This is a genomic window from Magnetospirillum sp. LM-5 (assembly GCF_902729445.1).
GTDB lineage: Bacteria > Pseudomonadota > Alphaproteobacteria > Rhodospirillales > Magnetospirillaceae > Magnetospirillum.
Genome location: NZ_CACVCE010000010.1, coordinates 23,662 through 41,846, shown reverse-complemented (window position 1 = coordinate 41,846; position 18,185 = coordinate 23,662). Strand labels below are relative to the sequence as shown.

The following is an 18,185-nucleotide window of genomic DNA, read 5'->3' as shown; positions in this document are numbered from 1 at the left end:
ACGCCCTTCCGTCCGCAATGGGTTTTCGACAGAATTTCAAGCAGCCCGCGAAGCCCCGCCAAGGCGCAAAAACCTTAACAATTCATAAACCACCCTGCAGCATGGCCACGGACAGTGTTTTGCCACAAACATATCCAGCCTGGACCCACGGTTACTGCTGAGCCCGCTAAAAACCCCAAGTCATCGGGACGACCCATGCGGAGATATACTATGGATTCATCGACATGATCTCTTTGCCGACCTGCGATATCAGTTCCGACCAATCGCCGCTTTGCGTTTGACGGAACAGACGAGCCGACGGATACCAGGGGGAATCACTCCGCTCCTGCATCCACAGAAAGCCGTTACTGGGCTTCGACAGCAGGACCCACACCGGCTTGGCCATGGCGCCGGCCAGGTGCACGACGCCGGTATCGACCGAAATCACCAGATCCAGCGCGGCGATGGCGGCGGCGGTATCGGCAAAATCGGCCAGCCGCGGGGAAAGGTCGGTGACGGCGTCTCCCAGTTGGGCGACCTGCCCCGACTGGGGTCCGACTTGCAGCGAAAACAGGCGACATCCGGCGATGGCGGCCAACGGCGCCATGTCGACCGCCCGGCACGAGCGGACCCGGTTATCGCGCCGGCTTTCGCCGCCGGCCCAGACGATGCCGACCTTCAGCCCAGCCTGACCGGCGACGTCGGAGAAATCGGCGGCACCGGCCGGGGCCGACAGATAGGGGCCGGCCCGGCCCACCTGATCGATCGAGAGCCCCAGGGCATGCACCAGGCTCATCATCGGAAGAGCGTAATCGGTCTGCGGCAGGGGATGGCCCAGGGCCACCACCTCGATCCGGGAATCCAGGGTCGACATCAGACGGGTCAGCCCGGCCCGGCATTCGAACACCACCCGGGCGCCGCGATCGGCCAGAAGGGGCAGGAAACGACAGAACTCGATGGCGTCGCCGAAGCCTTGCTCGGCATGCACCAGGATCGAGCGGCCGGCCAGATCCTCGCCTTGCCACACCGGGCGGCCCAGATCGCGCACGAACGGCGCGAAGGTCGGCATCTTCCAGCGCCACTCATATTCCCGCCAGCCGTCGGCCCATTGGCCGGCCTGCAGCGACACCAGCGCCAGGTTCCAATGCAGGTCGGGCGCGTCGGGGGCGCGGACCTGATATTCGCGCAAGATCGCAGCGGCCTCGTCCAGGCGCTCAAGATCCTTGTAGGCGCTGGACAGGTTGACGGCAGCGGCGACGAAGCCGGGATCAAGCTCCAGCACGGTGCGGAAGGCCTCGACCGCCTCGGCCGGCCGGCCGGCCGCCAGCAATGCGTTGCCGAGATTGTAATATTTTACCGGGGCCGGGCTGAGCTCGATGGCCCGCCGGTAAAGCTTGACCGCCTCGTCCAGCTCGCCGGCGGCCATCTGGGCGTTGGCCAGATTGTACCAGGCGTCGGAATAGTCGGGCTTGAGGGCGATGGCCTTGAAATAGGCCTCGGCCGCCTCGGACGGGCTGCCCAGCGCGGCCAGGGCGTTGCCGAAATTGTTGTGCGCCTCGGCCATGGCGCCGTCGATGACGATGGCGTTGACCGCCGCGTCGGCGGCCTGGTCGGCACGCCCCAGCGCGCACAGGCAACTGGACAGGTTGCTGTAGGCTTCGGCGCTTTGCGGATGCAGGGTCACGGCCGCCTGAAAACAGGCGGCGGCTTCTTCCAGCCGGCCCTGGGCCTGAAGCGCGTTGCCCAGGCCGACATGGGGCGCGAACCAATCGGGCGCCGCCGCGATGGCCTGGCGGGCCAGGCTTTCGGCAAAGGCCGCCTCGCCGCCCATCAGGGACAGCACCCCCATCAGGTGCAGAGCGTCGGCATTGTTGGAATCGGCCTCGAGCACCCGGCGATAGCACCGTGCGGCATCGCCCAGCCGCCCCTCGGAATGGGCTAATATCCCGGCCTGCAGTTCCGCTTCCAAATTCATCGCCCGCCATCCGTCCGTTCGGTTACGCCGGTATCGTCGGCAGCAACGCTTCAAGGTTGGCCCGCATCGAGGTCTCCGCCTTGAAGCGAGCGAAAAGTTCGTCTGTCCGCGTCCGCCGGGCCGAATCGTCGGCCATCAGGGCAAGGCACGTCGCCGCCAGGTCGCCATAATCGGCGGGAACCACGTAGCGGTAAAGGCTGGACAATGGGCTGACGTCGAAGGTCTCCGCCACCACCAGGGTCCGGCACTGCAAGGCGGCGCAGATGCGCGACGGCGACATGTAGCGCACGACGTCGCCCCTGCGCATGTCCAGCACCATCTTCGACCGTCCCAGCATATTGCGGCGGATGAATTCCGGCATGTCGCCGAAGGTCGCCTGCACCCGGGCACCCGCCTCCAGCAGGGTCTGCACCACCGGCGCCCGCCAGCCGTTCAGCTTGCCGTACAGCATGACGTCGATGCCCTGGTGCAGGACGGGCCTTAGCTCCAGCGACGGGCAATGGCCGAAGGGCAGGAAATGGGCGGGCCGGCAATCGGGGAACAGCCGGGCGTAATCATCGACCGGCACGATCGACCAGATGAAGTCGAACACCCCCATGACCCGACGCATGTTGTCCAGCCGGCGCTGATCACCCTTGGCGCCCATCGAGATGGTGTCGGACAGGTCCTCGGTGCCGATCAGGCCGACGATCAGGTCGCGACCATACTCGGCGCGCGCCGCCGCCAGTTCGTCGATCAGGCCGGTATCGGGAAAATACTCGAACATCACGTTGACCCACGGCCGGGGCAGCAGCTGCGTGTATTCGAACTGCACCTGATGACCGCCCTCGACCAGGCCGGCGGAAATCGGCCCGATGATGTCTTCCAGGCTGGCCAGCCCGGTGACGTGGTGATTCTTCAGGTAGAAATTGAACTGCATCCCGGCGCCATCCCATGGTGACGGGCTCGATTGTGGCGCCCCTTCCTTAACAACTTGTCTACCAATTGCCATCTACCCTTGCCTCCCGCGCTGGGAGAGACTTCCGCCGATGCCCACCGACACGCAGCCCCTGTTCGAGTCCGCGCTGGCCGCCTGGAAGGACGGCCGCCCGGCCGAGGCGCGGGCGTTGCTGGCGGAACTGGCCGACGAGAGCCCTGATTCTCCCGATGTCTGGCTGGCTCTGGGCCGGGTGTGCCTGCACCTGGGCGACGGCATGGCGGCCTTCGCGGCACTGTCCGAAGCCGCCATGCTTGATCCCGCCAGCCCATCCATCGCGCTGGCCCTGGCCGAGGCGCGATGGCGGACCGGCGACGCCCCGGGCGCGCTGAGCGCTCTGGCCGGCCTGCCGCCCACCGACGAGGTCGCCGCCGCCGCCGCCGCGGTGCTGATCGGCCATGACATCGCCACGCCCGAACTGGCCGACCTGCTGCGGCTGGCGGCCGACCTGCTGGCCCGCCGGCAGGATTGGACCAACGCCGCCACCGTCTTTCGCCGATTGACCGAAGCGACCCCCGACGATTCCGCCGCCCATTGCGACCTGCTGGCGGCCGAGCTGACCGCGTCGGGCCTGGTCTTGGCCGAGGTGGCGGTGATGTCGCCGTCGCAATTGGTCAGGCTGCGCCGCGCCATCGCCGCCTTTCGGGCCAGTTGCCGGCTCGCCCCCGAGCGGCCGGCGCTGTGGAACAATATCGGCACCATGCTGGCGCACCTGGAATCGCGCAGCCTGGGCTTGATCGGCGCCAAGGCGGCGGCGGCCCATTGCCTGACCCGCTGGCTGGCGCTGGAACCGGACAACCGCACGGCCCGGGCGGCGGTCGCCGATATCTTCTATTCCCGGCGCCGCATGGATCAGGCCGCCGCCGTTCATTTCGGCCGCCTGATCCCGTCGGGCCCCGGCTGGGAGGAACAGCCGCTGGACGACTTCCTGGAACGGCTCGACGCCACGCTGGCCGACATCGAGCGTCATCTGGCGGCGCCCCCCAGCGCCCAGGCGATTTCGGCCATCGGTCACGCCCTGGCCGGACTGGGATTGTCGAAGGAAGCGTCGGCGATGTTCCATCGCGCCCACCAGGCCGAGCCCCTTGATCCCGGCCACCGCGTCGCCCTGGCCGACATGCTGGTCCGCCACCGCCTGCTCAACGACGCCGCCGCCTTTTATGCCGGCCGGCCGGCGGTGGCCTATCCGCCATTGGTCGCGTCGGCGCCATAAGCGAAGCCTTAACCATTGTGCGGGAATCCTGATTGGCAGAAAGCGGCGCCAGGCCGCACCCAAGAAAGGGATAAGAACGCGCGCCATGACTGAAACCGTCACCCCCTCGCACCGTCACCCCGACGGCGGCAAGATTCACAGCCTGGCCCAGTTGGCGACCGTCGCCGAGCAGCTGCGCCGCGACGGTCGTACGGTGGTGTTGTGCCACGGCGTGTTCGACCTTTTGCATCTGGGCCATGTCCGCCACCTGGAAGCGGCCCGACGCGAGGGCGACGTGCTGATGGTCACCATCACCGCCGATGCCTTCGTCAACAAGGGCCCCGGCCGGCCGGTGTTCGGCGAGCACCAGCGCGCCGAGATGCTGGCGGCACTGGCCCATGTCGATTATGTCGGCATCAATGACGCCGCCTCGGCCGAGACGGTGATCCACGCCATCAAGCCCGGCGTCTACGTCAAGGGCTCGGACTACAAGGATTCCGAGACCGACGTCACCGGCAAGATCGTCTCGGAACGCCGGGCGGTCGAGGATCATGGCGGCCGGGTGGTGTTCACCAACGAGCTGGTGTTCTCGTCCTCGTCGCTGATCAACAATTACCTGGATGTCTATGACCCGGCGCTCAAGGATTACCTGGCGGGGCTGCGCCAGCGCGACGGCCTGGCCCAGGTCCGTCAGATGCTGGACCGCGCCCAAGGCTTGAAGGTCCTGGTGGTCGGCGACGCCATCATCGACGATTACCAATATGTCAACGCCCTGGGCAAGTCGCCCAAGGAAAACATGATCGCCACGCTTCACCGCGACAGCGAGCAATTCGCCGGCGGCTCGATCGCGGCGGCCAACCATGTCGCCAATTTCTGCGCCGAGGTCGAGGTGGTCACCGTGCTGGGCCGCGCCGACAGCCACGAACAACTGATCCGCGATTCGCTGCTGCCCAACGTCACCCTGACCGCCCTTCATCGCGACGGCGCGCCGACCACCCGCAAATGCCGATTCATCGACAACGGCATGCGCAAGCTGTTCGAGGTCTATTACATGGACGACACCCCGTCGTCCGGGCGCCAGGAAGCCGAGTTGGTGCGAGTCATCGCCAACCGCGCGCCCAAATACGATCTGGTCATCGTCACCGATTTCGGCCACGGCATGATCACCGCTCCGGTCATCAAGGCCCTGGTGGACAATGCCCGCTTCCTGGCGGTCAATACCCAGACCAACAGCGCCAATACCGGCTTCAATCTGGTCACCCGCTATCCCAAGGCCAATTACGTCTGCATCGACGCCCCCGAGGCCAAGCTGGCCACCGGCGACCGGTACAGCGATATCGCCACCATCCTCAGCAAGCACCTGCCGGCCCGCATCGATTGCAACCGCATCACCGTGACCATGGGTCACGAAGGCGCCGCCACCTGGGCCAAGGGCAAGAAGATCAACCGCGTCCCCGCCTTCACCAAGCGCGCCCTGGACACCGTGGGCGCCGGCGATGCCTTCCTGGCGGTGACCTCGCCGCTGGTGGCGGTGGGCGGGCCGATGGAACTGGTCGGCTTCGTCGGCAATGCCGTCGGCGCCATCAAGGTCGGCATCGTCGGCCACCGCCGCTCGGTCGGCCGCATCGAATTGATCAAGTTCGTCGAACGTCTGTTGAAGTAAGGAAGCAATCAATGGCACGTCCGCGACATGGCCTGGTCACCGGCGGCGCCAGCTCTGTCGGCAGCGCGCTGGCCTAGAAGGAAAGACGGTGCTGATCGGCCTGGACCTCGACAACACCCTGATCGGCTACGACCACGCCTTCCTGGCCGTCGCGGCCGAAATGGGGCTGGTCGGGGCCGATTTCACCGGGACCAAGGCGGACATCCGCGCCGCCCTGCGCGCCAGACCGGGCGGCGAGACCGACTGGCAGCGCCTGCAGGGCCAGGTCTACGGCCCACGCATCGACCTGGCCGAAGCGATGCCGGGGTCTTGCGATTTCATCATCCGCGCGCGCGCCCTGGGCCACGATCTGGTGATCGTCAGCCACAAGACCCGCACCGGCCATTTCGACCCGACCGGCACCGATCTGCGCCAGGCGGCACTGGGTTGGCTGGAGCGGCAGGGCTATTTCTCGCGGCTGGGCTTCGTCCGTGACGACATCCATTTCGAGAATGACCGCGCCGCCAAGCTGGCGCGCATCCGCGCACTCGCCCCGGCGATCTTCGTCGATGACCTGGCCGAACTGCTGGAGGATCCCGACTTCCCCGCCGCCACCCGCGCCATCTTGCTGGACGATTGGGCCAGCGTCAGCGCACGGGTGCTGGCATGAACGTTACCCAAGCGCGGGACCTGGCGGCTGGCCTGCTGGGCCGGCCGGTCGATGCGGCTCAAGCGGTGGGCCGCGGCGGCAACAACCGCATCTTCGCCATCGATGCCGGGACCGAACGGCTGGCGCTCAAATCCTATCCCCCCCAGGCCGAGGACCCGCGCGACCGCCTGGGCCAGGAATGGCAGGCGCTTTCCTTCCTGGCCGGCCACGGCTTGCCGGTGCCCCAGCCGGTCGCGGCCGATCCGGCCCGTCATGCGGCCCTGTACACCTGGATCGACGGCCGCCCGCTGGAACCGGCCGACGATGCCGTGGCCGCCATGGGCGCCTTCTTCGCCCGCCTGCAGGCCTTGCGGGGCGCGGCGGCGGACATGCGCGAGGGCTCGACCCCGGTCTTCGCCGCCGAACAGGCCGAACGACAATTCGCCGAGCGGCTGGCCCCGCTGGCCGGCACCCCCGCGCTGGCCGCCCATCTGGCCGACATCCGGGGAAGTGCCGAGCGCGCCTTTGCCCGCGCCAGGGCATGGCTGGGCGCGGGCTTCGCCACACCGTCGGCCCGCGTGCTCAGCCCGTCGGATTTCGGCCGGCACAATATGCTGGCTGCGCCATCGGGCCTGGCCTTCCTGGATTTCGAATATTTCGGCTGGGACGGCCCGGAAAAAGCCATCGCCGACGCCATGCTGCATCCCGGATCGGCCTTTTCGGCACCCGAGCGCGACCGCCTGAAGGTCCTGATGCTGGCGGCCTTGCCCGACGATCCCGGCCTGGCCCCGCGACTGGAGGCGATGATTCCGCTGTTCGGGCTGATCTGGTGCCTGATCTTGTTGAACGAGTTCCGCCCCGATCGCCGCGCCCGCCGTGGCCTGGTCGAAGGCTCGGCCGAGGCCCGCCTGGCCGAAAGCCGGCAATTGGAAAAGTCCCGATCCCTGCTCTCATGGTTGGAAGATGCCCATGACCTCGCCCCCGCTTGACGACCGCTCGCGCCATCTGCGCCGCCTGGCCATCAGCGCCATCAAATCGGCCGGCATCCATTTCGGCGCCACCATGTCGCTGATCGAGATCCTGCGCGTGCTGTATGACGACATCCTGCGCATCGACCCGAAACATCCCTCGGACCCCGACCGCGACCGCTGCATCCTGTCCAAGGGCCACGGCGTGCTGGCCCTGTACGCCATCCTGGCCGACAAGGGATTCTTCCCCCCGTCCGAGATCGCCACCTTCTGCGCCGTCGATTCCCGCCTGCCCGGCCATCCCGAACATGGCCGCCTGCCGGGCATCGAGGCCTCGACCGGGGCCTTGGGCCACGGTCTGTCGATCGGCCTGGGCATGGCGCTGGCGGCGCGCATCCAAAAGCGGCCCAGCCGGGTCTTCGTGGTGATGGGCGACGGCGAGACCAACGAGGGGTCGGTATGGGAAGCGGCGATGAGTGCCGCCAAGCACGGCCTGGACAATCTGGTGGCCATCATCGACTACAACAAGCTGCAATCCTATGGCCCGGTCGAGCAGGTGCAGCCGCTGGAACCCCTGGCCGACAAATGGCGGGCGTTCGGCTTCTCGGTCACCGAGGCCGATGGCCACGACCCCGCCGACCTGAAGCGGGTGCTGGGCGCCCTGCCGGTGGCGGCGGGCAAGCCCAGCCTGGTGATCGCCCACACCGTCAAGGGCAAGGGCCTGAGTCTGGCCGAAGGCGTGGCCGACTGGCACCACAAGCGCAAGCTGACCGAGGCCGAGACCGCCGCCATTATCGCCGAGCTGGGAGGAATGTGATGCGCAAGACCTGTCTGGACATGATCCACCGGCTGGCGCTGACCGATTCCCGGGTGGTCTATATCGGCTCGGACCCGTCGGCCGGCACCTTGAAGCAGATGGCCAAGGACGTGCCCGACCGCTTCATCATCGAAGGCATCGCCGAGGCCAACCTGATCGGCATGGCCGCCGGCATGGCGATGGACGGGCTGATGCCCTTCGTCCACACCATCGCCACCTTCCTGACCCGGCGGTGCCTGGAACAGGTGTCGATCGACGTCTGCCTGCACGATCTTCCGGTGCGGCTGGTCGGCAATGGCGGCGGGCTGGTCTATGCGCCGCTGGGGCCGACCCACACCGCCATCGACGATCTGGCGCTGATGTCCGCCCTGCCCGGCATGGCGGTGGTGGCGTGCGCCGATGCCGACGAGATGACCCGCCTGATGCAGGCCAGCCTGTCGTGGCCCGGCCCCCTTTACATCCGCCTGGGCAAGGGCGGCGACCCGGTGATCTCGAAGCCAGGGAACGGCTTCGAGATCGGTCGCGCCATCCCCATGCGCGAGGGTTCGGATGTGTTGCTGGTCTCGACCGGGGTGATGACCGGGCGCGCCCTGGCGGCGGCCGAGATGCTGGCGGCCGACGGCATCGGCTGCGCCGTGCTGCACGCCCACACCGTCAAACCGTTCGACGCGGCCCAGACGGTGGCGCTGGCCCAGGGCAAGCGATTGGTGGCGAGCGTCGAGGAACATTCCCGCATCGGCGGGCTAGGCGCAATGGTGCTGGATGCGCTGGCCCAGGCCGGCCCGGTGCCGCCGACCTTGCGCCTGGCCCTGCCCGATTCCTTCGTCCACCAATACGGCTCGCAGGACGCACTGCTGGAACGGTTCGGGCTGCAGCCGGCGGGCATCGCCGCCAGCATCGCCCAGGCTATTCGAAAAAGATGAAGCCCCAATCGCCGCGATAGCCGGCCTGGCCGAACAGCCAGGCCCATGATTGCGGGTCGTGGAACGACCGGCAGGTCAGCTGCCAGTACAGCAGATTGGCCTTCTCGCGCTCGTCGCGGAAGGATTCGACCATGACGTATTTGGCGGTTCCCGGGCACACCCGCTGCAATTCGCCCACAGCCCGCCACAGATCGGGCAGGTTCAGATTGTGCAGGCAGCCCAGCGAGACCACCGCGTCGAATTCACCGTCGCCGTAAGGCAGGCTGGCCGCGTCGCCGACGGTCAGGAACGGCTTGATCTCCGGCTTGGCGTTGTCGATGGCATAGGCGCTGATATCCAGCCCGGCAACCACCAGCCCCGGCACGACCTGGGTGAATTCGTACAACAAAAAGCCCTTGCCGCAGCCGACATCCAACAACCGCATGCCCGGCTTCAGGTTCAGATGGCGGGCCAGTTCCTCGGCCACCGGGCGCCAGCGTCCGTCATAGCGATAGCCGCCATAGCCGAAGCGGCGCTCGCCATCCCAGTAATCCTGGCCCCATTGCTGTGCCTTCGCCGCGCATTCGGCCTTGTCGGCCTCGACCACCCGGGCGACGTAATCGCGCTTGGTGCTGCTGTGCAGCGTCTGGATGAAGTTGAATTCGGCCATCAGACGAACACCGTGTGACCCAGGTCCTGCGACATGTAATCGACCAGCGCCAAATTCTTGCCGTGGGCGACGCAATGATGGCGGCAATGGACCGACGGATCGACGGCCTCCAGCGCCCGCTTATTGTCGTCCGAGAACCAGAAATCCTTGAAGCTGCGGTCCTTGATGGACCCCAGCTTGCCCGACTGGGTATAGGCCTTGTCCTGGCACAGATAGACCGTCTGGTCGGCGCCGATCACCGTCAGGAAACGGGCGAACGGGCAGGAATGATAGGGCTTGTCGAAGCTTTCGGCCATGCGGTGGACATGGTTCAGCACCTGGAAGCGATCGTCGGCCAGTTGCTGCGCCAGGGCGATCTGGCGGGCGGTCTCGGCGGCGAAGCGTTCGTGATAGGCATTATGTTCGGCAGCGTCGTTGGCGGTGACGGCCCCGGCCAGCTTGACGTGGTCGGCGCCCAATTCCTTGAAGCGGGCCGCCAGTTCGGCGACATGGGTGTGGTTGACCTGATCGATGATCAGGCTGACGCCCAGCACGCATTCGGTGCCCGAGGCCTTGAAGGCCCGCATATTGTCCATCACCCGGTCGAAATCGCCCGGCCGGGCCGAGCGCGAGGCGGTATAGGATTCGTTGTCCCAGGCATCGATGGACACCCGGACCCAGGTGGCGTGGCGGGCCAGCGCCTCGGCCACCCGTCCCTTCAGGTTGACCCCGTTGGTCAAGGTCGCCACCGACACCCCGCCTTGGGCCAGACGGTCGATGGTCTCGGGCAGGGCCTTGTGCAAAAGCGGCTCGCCGCCGCCCGAGAAGGTCACCGCCTTCACCCCCATGGCGACGATGTCATCGGCGATCTCGAACAGCTTGGGCGTCGGGATGGTATCCTTCTCGTCCATGTCTTCGCCCAGATGCAGGTTCGAATTGCGATAGGCGCAATACCAGCAATCATGGTTGCAGCGATTGATCGGCTTGATGCGGACATGAACCGGCGCCGGCACCCGGCCTTCAGAAACCGCGTCCAGGCGGTCGCGAAAGCGCAGGAACTTCAGTTGGGAATAGACTTCCATGACGACTTCTCCGCACCAGACCCATATGGGATCATTCGCCCGGTAAAGAAAGGGTTTGCGCCAGCACCATGCGCACCGCCTCGACCGAGGACGGCGCGGTCCGCCCGCCGGTCGCGGCCAGGGTCGCGTGGGCCTGGATGAAGTGGGCCGGCACCCGCTCAGAGGCGGAAGTTTCGCGAACCTGGCCGCTGCCGACACTTTCGGCCATCAGCCGGGCCATGTCGGCATAGGTGATGTCCTGATCGCCCGACAATTGATGGATCCCGGACAGGCGCCCGACCAGGATGTCGGCGGCCAGGGCGGCCACCTGGTCCAGGGTGACCGGGGCCAGCACCATGTCGGCGAAGGCCTCGACCGTGCCGCCGGCCCGCAAGGTGGCGACGAAATCTTGGACCAGCGGCAGATGGGGCGACAGGACCTTGCCCAGCCGCAGAACCGCGCCGCCGGCCGCCAGCGCCACCCTCTCGGCCTCGGCCTTGACGCGGCCATAGGCGTTGGCCGGACAGACCGGGGCGTCGGCCGGATAATGGGGCCGGTCGCCCGCGAATACCTGGGTCGTCGACAGCACCAGCACGAAGGGCACCCGCCGGGCCAGCGCCGCAACCGCCGTGACATTGACGGCGCGGGCCAGGGCCTCGTCGGCCTCGCACCCCGCCAGCGAGCCGATGCCGGCCGCCACCAGGGCCGCCGACGCGTCGGGCACCTCCCAGGTCGTGGGCGGCTTGGCCAGGTCCAGCGACGGATGGCGGCCGGCCCGGCGCGAGGTGGCCGCCACCGCGCAGCCGCGCCGTTCCAGCTCGGCCGCCACCGCCCGCCCGATGGCGCTGTCGCCGCCCGCGACCAGGATGGTCATGACGCGCCCGTGATCAGGCGGGGTTCGGGCAGGCACACCAGAAAGGCGCCGCCCGCTTCCAGATAGGCCTGGTTGGCCACCACGATCGGATCGGCGTAGCGCCAGGCGAACACCAATGTCAGGCCGGGTCGCCGCTCGATCAGCGCCGTGGGCGGCAGAACCGCCAGGCGATAGCCGGGGCCGACCAGTTCCGGGTCCTTGTTGGCATCATCGTCCACCAGGAAGTCGATCTTGCCGGCCAGGTCGAACTGGGCCAGCAGGGTGCAGGTGCCGACCGAAACGCCATAGCCGGCCACCCCGCCCCCCATCGCCCGCACCCGGTCGATTTCGGCGTGCAAGGCGGCGGCGGTCGCCTTGATCCGATGGTTGAAGGCGGTGAAGAAGGCCGGGCTTTTGATGCCGCGCCGCGCCTCGTCGGCCAGCATCGCCGGCACCGAGGCCTCCATCCGCCGCGGCCCGCCCTGGCGCTGGACGGTGACGCGGATCGATCCGCCCTTGGTCCAGATGGCGGCGACGTCGATCACCTCCAGCCCATGGCGGGCGAACAGCACCGATAACGGTGTCAGCGCGAAATAGGATTGGTGCTCGTGATAGACGGTGTCCAGCAGCAGCCGCTCGATCACGTCGGGGCCGTACTGGGTTTCGAACACGAACACCCCGTCGGGGGCCAGAATGGTGGCGATTCCACGGGCGACGTCGTGCAGGTCGTCGATATTGGCGATGACGTTGTTGGCCAGCAAGATCGCCGCCGGGCCATGGCTGTCCAGCAGCTTGACGGCCAGCGCCTCGCCGAAGAAATCGGCCAGGGTCGGCACGCCGCGCGCGGTCGCCTGCTCGGCGATGGCGCGGGCCGGGTCGATGCCCAGCACCGGGTGGCCCTGTTCGGCGAAGGCGGCCAGCAAGGTGCCGTCGTTCGAACCGAATTCCATCACCAGCGAGCCGGGGCGCGGGCGAATGCGGTCGATGGTTTCCCGCGCATGGGCGCGGAAATGCTCGGGCAGGCCCAGCGAGTTGGTGGTGCGATAGGCGTAGTTGCGATAATTGAGGTCGGCGCTGACGATGGCCGGAACCTGGACCATGCCGCATTGGCGGCACAAGGCCAGGGCCAGCGGCACCGGCCTTGTGAAGGCCGGGTGGGTCTTGTCGGTGCCGGGCAGGCAGAAGGTGGGGGTGGCGGCGGCCATCGGCGCCAAGGGCGCCACGATCACCGGGTCGGGGGCGTCGCAGACCCGGCAACTGGTGCGCAGGCGATAGAGCTGTTCATCCACGGGCGGCAACCTTTTCTGGGTTCATCGATAACACCGGACTTTGTCCGGCGCGGATCAGCCACTATGTCACAGGTGGGACAGGGGATGCAAAGCGGCGCCTTCGACGATCACGCCATCCGCCATCTCGGTTGCGCGATTAGCGCAGCTCCAGCGAGCCGACATGCCGGCGATGGAAGTCAATCATGTCGCCGTAGCGATCGAGGAAACGCGAGCGGCAAGCGTGAAAGAATTCTCGATCGTGTTCGGTGATCTTTTCGATCCGGCGCACGATCGCGGGATCAAGGTCCCCCAGCTTCGGCGGTGAGCCCGACGCGGCGCGGCCCCATTTGGGAACGCGCTCGGCCCCCAGCAGGGACGCGAGAATGAAAAGCGATTCGTCGAAGAACTCGGTGATCCCCAGGAAATCGACATGGCGGTCGGCAGCCGCCAGCAGATCGGCCACGCTCCACGGTTCTGGGCGCGCCGGTTCCAGCGCGGTGATCCAGTGGCTCAGCGTGTCCATCTCGCGATCGGCCAGCCGGTCCACCCAGTCGCGGAGCGAGATTCCGGCCTCGATCTCATCCGACACCCAGGGCAAACCCTGGCCGCGATGCTTGGCCTGCCAATAGTAGTTGCTGACCACCCGTTGCACCGGATCGCGCACCATGGCGGCGATGCGAGCGGATGGCGAAACCAGCGGGCGGATCGGCATGGGAACGTGCCAGTGGACCAGGGCAATGTCGTGACGCTGCGCTTCGTCCAAGGCCGCGAAGGATTCGCACGCGTCCCTGGTGATGCACGCGAGATAGGTGCCGGCCTGCAACTTGTCGAGGGCGCCGACCAGGCTTGTGCCCCCCGACTCGCTGACGTGATAAACGACGACCTGCCTGGCCGCCCGCCAGCCCGAGGCCTCGCGGGCCCGCCCCGCCAAAAGCTCCGACGGTGGCAACGCCACGAAGTGGCCATCGGCGAACGAATCGCCCCCAGAATCGCGCCCGTCCCACGCCGAGCGTTCGTGCAAGCGATGCAACTTGGCGGGAAGACGGGGATCATCGGCCAGGTCGGGGCGATGGCGACGAAGCTGGCCCATGGCGTTCGCCGCCGCGTCCAGATCGCCGGTCAGAGCATGGATCCCCGCCCGCACCGCCACCGCTTCGAAATGCCGGTCCGGGCCGACCAACTTGCGACAGGCGACGGACTCGGCGCTATCGCCGTCGCCCAACGCCACCAGGCGGACAGCGACGGCGAAGGCGTTCGCCGGGTCGTCCAGCCACGGATCATCCCGTTCCCCGACGACGCGCAACACCCCAAGGGCTTCGATCCGGCGTCCCTCGCGCAGAAGGTTGTCGGCGACGTCAAACAGCGACTTGGCAGTCTCGTGCGGGGGGGAGTCCGCAAGAATCTCGTGCGCCTTGGGTCCCAAATCGAGCGCCGCCAGCGCCGCCGCGTAATAAAGCGCGACTTGTCCCGGCGCAGCCGCCAGCCCATTGAAGGCGAAGGCAAGGCGTTGCGCCGCTTCGGATACCCGGCCTTGCAGCAAACTGACGATTCCGCCCAGAGCGTTGGCGTCGGGATGATCGGGGACCAGGGCCAGAACTGGGTCGAGGATAGCGGCGGCCGAGCGATGGTCACCCGATTTCAGGGCGGTGCTGGCCTCGCCGACAAGCTCTAAAACCGCGTCGCGCATTCTGCGCCTTCATGTGAAGTTTTCAAACCGAGCGGTGATGATACTGACATCGATAAGCGCAGTACAATTTGTTTTCCGGCCCCTTCCCAGGCTGAACCATCTTGAAAGGATGAGGACCGGGATGGTCACGATTCCCCTTGTGCGGACGCGATAGAGCTGTTCATCCACGGGCGGCAACCTTTTCTGGGTTCGCGGGTGACACCGGACTTTGTCCGGGGCGGATCAGCCACTATGTCAAAGGCGGGACCGAGGATGCATAGCGGTGAAATTTTTAACCATCGCCTGCTAGACTGATCTCCCCTCAGAAGGGGGCGACCTGATTCAGGAGAAGCCTGAGATGCAGCTGGAAAGCGTTGAACACCCGACGATCGTTCGCATCGAGCTGACCAACCAGTGCAATCTCAGCTGCCCCCATTGCCGGCATCATGCGCTCGAGAAGAAGCAGACCGGCAATTACCACGAATACTATAGATCCGAGATTCAGATGACCCACGAGCAGGTGGACAGTCTGGTCGACGAAATTGCCGAATGGCGCCCCTCGGTGACACTGAACGTCGCCAACGAGCCGCTGGTCGCCACCACCTTCCGCCACGCCGCCGAACGGGTGAAACAGAAGGGCCTGGCCGGCACCTTCAACACCAACGGCCTGTTGATCGACGAGGATCTGGCCCGTTTCCTGGTCGATATCGGCTTCGATTCGGTCAATGTCAGCGTCGATGCCGCCACCCCCGAGACGCTGAAAAAGGCGCGCGGCTTCGCGCGGCTGGACAAGCTGGTGGAAAAGGTCGAACTGCTGCTGAAGGTCCGGGGCGCCAAGCCGTTGCCGCGCGTCGGCGTCACCTTCGTCGAGACCGACTACAATTACCAGGAAATCCCCGCCTTCCTGGAATTCTGGAAATCGCGCGTCGACCTGATCCGCGTCACCGGCTACATCCAGGACCTGCGCCCCGACATCGAGCGGATCAATCCGACATTGCATCGCGACATGCTGCCCGAGCGCATTCCCTGCAAGCAATTGTTCCGCGACATCGTCATCCGTGCCAACGGCGACGTCACGCCCTGCGTGGTGACCTCGGAACAGCCCGACATCGTGGTGGGCAATATCTTCCGGGACGGTGGCGTCCGGGCGGTGTGGAACTCACCCCGCTTCCGCGAACTGCGCGAGTTGCACAATGCCGGTCGCTGGGACGAAACCGGCTTTTGCAAGAACTGCGACTATTGGGTGGAAACGCAAGGGTACACCGAGGCCGTCAAGGATGGCTTCCTGATCCGCACGCCGTCACCCTACACCACCTTCTACAACGTGCTGGACCGACTGGGCAGTTGGAACCGCGACCTGCACGACCGCCAGGGCATGGGCAAAGGCTAGGACCATGGAGTACCGCATCAACGTGTGGGCAACCCGCCTGGGCGAGAAGGAAGTCGCCAACTTCGCCCAAGCGGTGACCGACCGTCATGTCGGTGAAGGCCCGCTGACCGCCCGGTTCGAGCGCCAATTCGCCAATCTGGTCGGTACCCGCCATGCCGTGGCGACGCCGTCCGGATCGGCGGCGCTGATGCTGGCGATGCTGGCCATCGACATCGGCCACGGCGACGAAGTCATCGTGCCGGCCGCCACCTGGATCGCCACCGCCCATGCCGCCTCGTTGCTGGGCGCCAAGGTGGTGCTGGCCGACACCGAACCGGGCCGCCCGGTGATGAACCCGGACGCCCTCGAGCGGCTACTGACCCCCAGAACCCGCGCCATCTTGCCTGTTCACCTGGGCGGGCGCGGCGCCGATATGGCGGCCATCCTGCGACTAGCGGAACCACGCGGCATCGCCGTGATCGAGGATGCCTGCCAGGCTCTTCTGTCACGCCAGGGAGCCAAGGCCCTGGGTACCTTCGGCGGCATGGGCTGCTTTTCGCTGGGAGTGGCCAAGCTGCTGACCACCGGCCAGGGCGGCATGGTGGTCACCGACGACGACGACATGCTGGCCCGGATGAAACTTGCCAAACTGCATGGCGTGCGGGCCGACGGTAACTGGGAGACCTATACCAGGCCAGGCATGAATTTCAAGTTCACCGACCTGGCAGCCGCCGTCGGGCTGGCGCAGTTGCAGGTGGCCGAGGAACGGGTCGCCCATGTCACCGCCATCCACCGCCGCTATGCCGACGGCTTGACCGGCCACCCCCACATCCAGGTCTGCCAGGTCCATCTGGAGGACGGCGAGGTCCCGTTGTGGACCGAGGCCGAAACCACAGATCCGGCCGGGGTGATCGCCCACCTGGCCGCCGACGGCATCCAGAGCCGACGGGTCCACCCGCCGCTGAACCGGGCGGCGCATCTGGATTGCCCGGCCCCGGTCCCGCATGCCACCCGGCAGGCCGAGACTATTCTGGTCCTGCCGTCGGGACCGGCCCAGCCGCTGGCCAATGTCGATATCGTGATCGAGCGTCTGTGGGAGTACCGCCGGTGACAGCCCACGCCATCGAGAACTATCTGGTTGGCCGCATCAGCCCCGGCGAGACGCTGGAGGATTTGCTGCGCTTCCCGCGCTTTTTCGAGATCGAGACGGTCAACGCCTGCAACGCCCGCTGCCCGATGTGCACCATCGACGATTGGAACCGCCATTCGCCGACCATGACGGACGATCTGTTCGCCAAGATCGCCGCCGAGATCGGCGAACACGCCGCCACGGTCCGGAAGGTCAGCCTGTACCGCGACGGCGAGCCGCTGTTGGACAAGAAGCTGGCACCGCGCATCGCCCTACTGAAAGACAAGGGGGTACGCCAGGTCGAGATCAGCACCAACGCCAGCCTGCTGAACGAGAAACGCGGCCGGGCGATCCTGGAAGCCGGCCTGGATTCCGTGCTGCTGTCCATCGACAGCCTGAACAAGGAGGTCTACGAATCGATCCGCCGCGGCCTGGTGTTCGAGGAGGTCCTGGAAAACGCGCGGTCCTTCATCGCACTGCGCGACCGCATTCGGCCGGCCACCCGCATCTGGGTGCGCATGGTCCGCCAACACGGCAATGCCGACGAATGGCCGTCCTTCGAACGCTATTGGCGCGACCACCTGGCCGCGACCGACCGGGTCAGCTTCCACAATTACCACAATTGGGGCGGCCAGCTTCCCGGCTTCACGCCGATCGCCGCCACCCACGAGCCTCACTTGCCCTGTATCGCCCTATGGTCGCTGATGCCCATCTTTGCCGATGGCAGGGTATCGCTGTGCAACGTCGATTATAACGGCAAGTATCCCGGTGGCTCCGTCGCGACCCAGTCCATCGCCGAATGCTGGCAGTCCGAGGTGATGCAGGCCCGCCGCGCCCTGCATGCCGGGGGACGCAAGGCCGAAATGGATATCTGCGCCGATTGCAACGTCTGGGACGCGCCGTCCGACCGCGACGATCTCGCCAAACTATCGGCCGAGCAATCCGCCTGACAATCCGAACCGGGCCGGATCGGCCTGATAGAGAGCCGGAAAGGCCGGCGCCCCCTTGCGGGCAAGTCGGTGCCGGTTTCCTGTGATTGCCACCATATCCCATTCGGGTTTCCAACGCTCTGGTCGTTCACGAAGCTGAC

The 18,185-nt window shown here is 66.6% G+C and carries 16 protein-coding genes; 9 read left to right on the top strand and 7 right to left on the bottom strand.

Going from position 1 to position 18,185, the window contains the following annotated elements; all coding sequences use genetic code 11:
- Nucleotides 1-208: 208 nt before the first annotated feature.
- Together MTBLM5_RS05780 and MTBLM5_RS05775 are read right to left on the bottom strand one after the other, a co-directional pair.
- Nucleotides 209-1,954 (bottom strand): tetratricopeptide repeat protein, encoded by a 1,746-nt coding sequence (locus MTBLM5_RS05780; RefSeq protein ID WP_173974825.1) that lies wholly within the window; start codon nucleotides 1,952-1,954, stop codon nucleotides 209-211.
- Nucleotides 1,955-1,976: 22 nt separating this feature from the next.
- Nucleotides 1,977-2,873, bottom strand: coding sequence for a hypothetical protein (locus MTBLM5_RS05775; RefSeq protein WP_173974824.1), 897 nt, complete (start codon nucleotides 2,871-2,873; stop codon nucleotides 1,977-1,979).
- A 109-nt stretch (nucleotides 2,874-2,982) separates the two neighbouring features.
- Here MTBLM5_RS05775 and MTBLM5_RS05770 point away from each other — a divergent pair, with 109 nt between their 5' ends.
- From MTBLM5_RS05770 to MTBLM5_RS05745, 6 genes are all read left to right on the top strand, one after another.
- Complete coding sequence (locus MTBLM5_RS05770; RefSeq protein ID WP_173974823.1) at nucleotides 2,983-4,143, top strand: lipopolysaccharide assembly protein LapB; 1,161 nt, start codon at nucleotides 2,983-2,985, stop codon at nucleotides 4,141-4,143.
- 85 nt (nucleotides 4,144-4,228) lie between these two features.
- A complete protein-coding gene (locus MTBLM5_RS05765; protein WP_173974822.1) occupies nucleotides 4,229-5,785 on the top strand; it encodes a PfkB family carbohydrate kinase in 1,557 nt (518 codons plus the stop codon).
- An 88-nt stretch (nucleotides 5,786-5,873) separates the two neighbouring features.
- Nucleotides 5,874-6,434, top strand: coding sequence for a hypothetical protein (locus MTBLM5_RS05760; RefSeq protein ID WP_173974821.1), 561 nt, complete (start codon nucleotides 5,874-5,876; stop codon nucleotides 6,432-6,434).
- Nucleotides 6,431-7,402: a phosphotransferase family protein gene (locus tag MTBLM5_RS05755; RefSeq protein WP_173974820.1), complete on the top strand. Its 972-nt coding sequence runs from the start codon at nucleotides 6,431-6,433 to the stop codon at nucleotides 7,400-7,402. The genes MTBLM5_RS05760 and MTBLM5_RS05755 overlap by 4 nt, the downstream gene beginning before the upstream one ends.
- The gene (locus MTBLM5_RS05750) at nucleotides 7,383-8,198 is read left to right on the top strand and encodes a transketolase (RefSeq protein ID WP_173974819.1); all 816 of its coding nucleotides are present in this window, start codon (nucleotides 7,383-7,385) and stop codon (nucleotides 8,196-8,198) included. Before MTBLM5_RS05755 ends, MTBLM5_RS05750 begins: the two co-directional genes overlap by 20 nt.
- Nucleotides 8,198-9,121: a transketolase family protein gene (locus MTBLM5_RS05745; RefSeq protein ID WP_173974818.1), complete on the top strand. Its 924-nt coding sequence runs from the start codon at nucleotides 8,198-8,200 to the stop codon at nucleotides 9,119-9,121. The genes MTBLM5_RS05750 and MTBLM5_RS05745 overlap by 1 nt, the downstream gene beginning before the upstream one ends.
- Here the strand turns inward: MTBLM5_RS05745 and MTBLM5_RS05740 are convergent.
- The 5 genes from MTBLM5_RS05740 to MTBLM5_RS05720 form a co-directional block, all read right to left on the bottom strand.
- The gene (locus tag MTBLM5_RS05740) at nucleotides 9,105-9,770 is read right to left on the bottom strand and encodes a class I SAM-dependent methyltransferase (RefSeq protein WP_173974817.1); all 666 of its coding nucleotides are present in this window, start codon (nucleotides 9,768-9,770) and stop codon (nucleotides 9,105-9,107) included. The genes MTBLM5_RS05745 and MTBLM5_RS05740 overlap by 17 nt on opposite strands.
- The gene (locus MTBLM5_RS05735; RefSeq protein WP_173974816.1) at nucleotides 9,770-10,831 is read right to left on the bottom strand and encodes a radical SAM protein; all 1,062 of its coding nucleotides are present in this window, start codon (nucleotides 10,829-10,831) and stop codon (nucleotides 9,770-9,772) included. Before MTBLM5_RS05735 ends, MTBLM5_RS05740 begins: the two co-directional genes overlap by 1 nt.
- 31 nt (nucleotides 10,832-10,862) lie before the next feature.
- A complete protein-coding gene (locus MTBLM5_RS05730) occupies nucleotides 10,863-11,684 on the bottom strand; it encodes a sugar nucleotide-binding protein (protein ID WP_173974815.1) in 822 nt (273 codons plus the stop codon).
- Nucleotides 11,681-12,952: a class I SAM-dependent methyltransferase gene (locus tag MTBLM5_RS05725; protein WP_173974814.1), complete on the bottom strand. Its 1,272-nt coding sequence runs from the start codon at nucleotides 12,950-12,952 to the stop codon at nucleotides 11,681-11,683. The genes MTBLM5_RS05730 and MTBLM5_RS05725 overlap by 4 nt, the downstream gene beginning before the upstream one ends.
- 136 nt (nucleotides 12,953-13,088) lie before the next feature.
- Nucleotides 13,089-14,618 carry a hypothetical protein gene (locus MTBLM5_RS05720; protein ID WP_173974813.1) on the bottom strand — a complete coding sequence of 510 codons (1,530 nt, stop codon included), beginning with the start codon at nucleotides 14,616-14,618 and terminating at the stop codon, nucleotides 13,089-13,091.
- Between the two features lie 337 nt (nucleotides 14,619-14,955).
- Here MTBLM5_RS05720 and MTBLM5_RS05715 point away from each other — a divergent pair, with 337 nt between their 5' ends.
- From MTBLM5_RS05715 to MTBLM5_RS05705, 3 genes are read left to right on the top strand one after another with little or no spacing between them, the layout of a single operon-like run.
- A complete protein-coding gene (locus tag MTBLM5_RS05715; RefSeq protein ID WP_173974812.1) occupies nucleotides 14,956-15,987 on the top strand; it encodes a radical SAM/SPASM domain-containing protein in 1,032 nt (343 codons plus the stop codon).
- Nucleotides 15,988-15,991: 4 nt separating this feature from the next.
- On the top strand, nucleotides 15,992-17,077 hold the full coding sequence (locus tag MTBLM5_RS05710; RefSeq protein WP_173974811.1) for a DegT/DnrJ/EryC1/StrS aminotransferase family protein: 1,086 nt from the start codon (nucleotides 15,992-15,994) through the stop codon (nucleotides 17,075-17,077).
- Nucleotides 17,074-18,045, top strand: a complete 972-nt coding sequence (locus tag MTBLM5_RS05705) for a radical SAM/SPASM domain-containing protein (protein WP_173974810.1) — start codon at nucleotides 17,074-17,076, stop codon at nucleotides 18,043-18,045. Before MTBLM5_RS05710 ends, MTBLM5_RS05705 begins: the two co-directional genes overlap by 4 nt.
- Nucleotides 18,046-18,185: the final 140 nt, after the last annotated feature.

Excerpts from the sequence above, each read along its gene's own strand:
- MTBLM5_RS05730 (WP_173974815.1), bottom strand. The coding sequence starts at position 11,684 with ATGACCATCCTGGTCGCGGGCGGCGACAGCGCCATCGGGCGGGCGGTG.
- MTBLM5_RS05735 (WP_173974816.1), bottom strand. The coding sequence starts at position 10,831 with ATGGAAGTCTATTCCCAACTGAAGTTCCTGCGCTTTCGCGACCGCCTG.
- MTBLM5_RS05710 (WP_173974811.1), top strand. The coding sequence starts at position 15,992 with ATGGAGTACCGCATCAACGTGTGGGCAACCCGCCTGGGCGAGAAGGAA.
- MTBLM5_RS05750 (WP_173974819.1), top strand. The coding sequence starts at position 7,383 with ATGACCTCGCCCCCGCTTGACGACCGCTCGCGCCATCTGCGCCGCCTG.
- MTBLM5_RS05740 (WP_173974817.1), bottom strand. The coding sequence starts at position 9,770 with ATGGCCGAATTCAACTTCATCCAGACGCTGCACAGCAGCACCAAGCGC.
- MTBLM5_RS05780 (WP_173974825.1), bottom strand. The coding sequence starts at position 1,954 with ATGAATTTGGAAGCGGAACTGCAGGCCGGGATATTAGCCCATTCCGAG.
- MTBLM5_RS05715 (WP_173974812.1), top strand. The coding sequence starts at position 14,956 with ATGCAGCTGGAAAGCGTTGAACACCCGACGATCGTTCGCATCGAGCTG.
- MTBLM5_RS05770 (WP_173974823.1), top strand. The coding sequence starts at position 2,983 with ATGCCCACCGACACGCAGCCCCTGTTCGAGTCCGCGCTGGCCGCCTGG.
- MTBLM5_RS05745 (WP_173974818.1), top strand. The coding sequence starts at position 8,198 with ATGCGCAAGACCTGTCTGGACATGATCCACCGGCTGGCGCTGACCGAT.
- MTBLM5_RS05755 (WP_173974820.1), top strand. The coding sequence starts at position 6,431 with ATGAACGTTACCCAAGCGCGGGACCTGGCGGCTGGCCTGCTGGGCCGG.
- MTBLM5_RS05775 (WP_173974824.1), bottom strand. The coding sequence starts at position 2,873 with ATGCAGTTCAATTTCTACCTGAAGAATCACCACGTCACCGGGCTGGCC.
- MTBLM5_RS05765 (WP_173974822.1), top strand. The coding sequence starts at position 4,229 with ATGACTGAAACCGTCACCCCCTCGCACCGTCACCCCGACGGCGGCAAG.
- MTBLM5_RS05720 (WP_173974813.1), bottom strand. The coding sequence starts at position 14,618 with ATGCGCGACGCGGTTTTAGAGCTTGTCGGCGAGGCCAGCACCGCCCTG.